This window comes from Bacillus sp. P14.5, from assembly GCF_003316765.1.
In the GTDB taxonomy this organism is placed as follows: domain Bacteria; phylum Bacillota; class Bacilli; order Bacillales; family Bacillaceae_B; genus Rossellomorea.
In genome coordinates this window covers 1-1,388 of the sequence record NZ_NIJF01000022.1, presented here as the reverse complement: position 1 = coordinate 1,388, position 1,388 = coordinate 1, and the positions used below count along the sequence as shown (strand labels likewise).

Annotated in this window: 1 protein-coding gene; it reads left to right on the top strand. The window is 41.9% G+C overall.

The annotated features are described in order from the left end of the window. Positions 1–208: hypothetical protein (locus B9Z54_RS25160; protein WP_205207661.1), on the top strand; the 208-nt coding region annotated here is incomplete at its 5' end. Positions 209–1,388 lie beyond the last annotated feature (1,180 nt).

Below are 1,388 nucleotides of genomic sequence, written 5' to 3'. Positions count from 1 at the left end.
GAAGTGTCTCTTAACACTCTCCTATCTGACACTTGGGGACTTTTCTCTACTGAAGTGTCTCTTAGAACTCCCCTATGTGACACTTGAGCAGGTTTTTCTACTGAAGTGTTTCTTAGAACTTCGCTATGTGACACTTGGGCAGGTTTTCTCTACTGAAGTGTCTCTTAGAACTTCTCTATGTGACACTTGGGCAGGTTTTCTCTACTGAAGTGTCTCTTAGAACTCTGCTATGTGACACTTGAGCGGGTTTTCTCTTTTGAAGTGGCTCTTAGAACTCTTTTATGTGACACTTGGGCAGGTTTTCTCTACTGAAGTGTCTCTTAACACTCTCCTATCTGACACTTGGGGACTTTTCTCTCCTGAAGTGTCTCTTAGAACTCCGCTATGTGACACTTGAGCAGATTTTCTCTACTGAAGTATCTCTTAGAATTTCTCTATGCGAAACTTGAGCAGGTTTTCTCTTTGAAGTGTCTCTTAACACTCTCCTATCTGACACTTGGGGACTTTTTCTCTACTGAAGTGTCTCTTAGAACTCCGCTATGTGACACTTGAGCAGGTTTTCTCTACTGAAGTGTCTCTTAGAATTTCTCTATGCGACACTTGAGCCGGTTTTCTCTCCTGAAGTGTCTCTTAGAACTTCGCTATGTGACACTTGGGCAGGTTTTCTCTACTGAAGTGGCTCTTAGAATTTCTTTATGTGACACTTGGGCAGGTTTTCTCTACTGAAGTGGCTCTTAGAATTTCTCTATGTGACACTTGAGCGGGTTTTCTCTACTGAAGTGGCTCTTAGAACTCTTTTATGTGACACTTGGGCAGGTTTTCTCTTTTGAAGTGTCTCTTAGAACTCTGCTATGTGACACTTGTAGCGGGTTTTCTCTTTTGAAGTGTCTTTTAGAACCTTCCTATGTGACACTTGAGCAGGTTTTCTCTTTTGAAGTGTCTTTTAGAACCTTCCTATGTGACACTTGAGCGAGTTTTCTCTTTTGAAGTGTCTCTTAAGAACTCTCCTATGTGACACTTGAGCAGGTTTTCTCTTTTGAAGTGTCTTTTAGAACCTTCCTATGTGACACTTGAGCGAGTTTTCTCTTTTGAAGTGTCTCTTAAGAACTCTCCTATGTGACACTTGGGCAGGTTTTCTCTACTGAAGTGTTTCTTAGAATCGACTTCATCTTTTCCTCACGCAAGCAGTTTTCTTTTAGATGTCTCCCCCGCTCCATTTTCTTACTGATTTGCGTTATAATAAAAGAATGGTTAATTTTGAACGGAATCAGTCAGGAGGCGGCAAATCCTTATGAATGCACAAGAATTACAGGAAAAGTTGACACCTTTGAGCGAGCATCTGCTGGAGGAACTTCCGTATGGCAGCGAGAGGCAAAGCATCGTCCAGA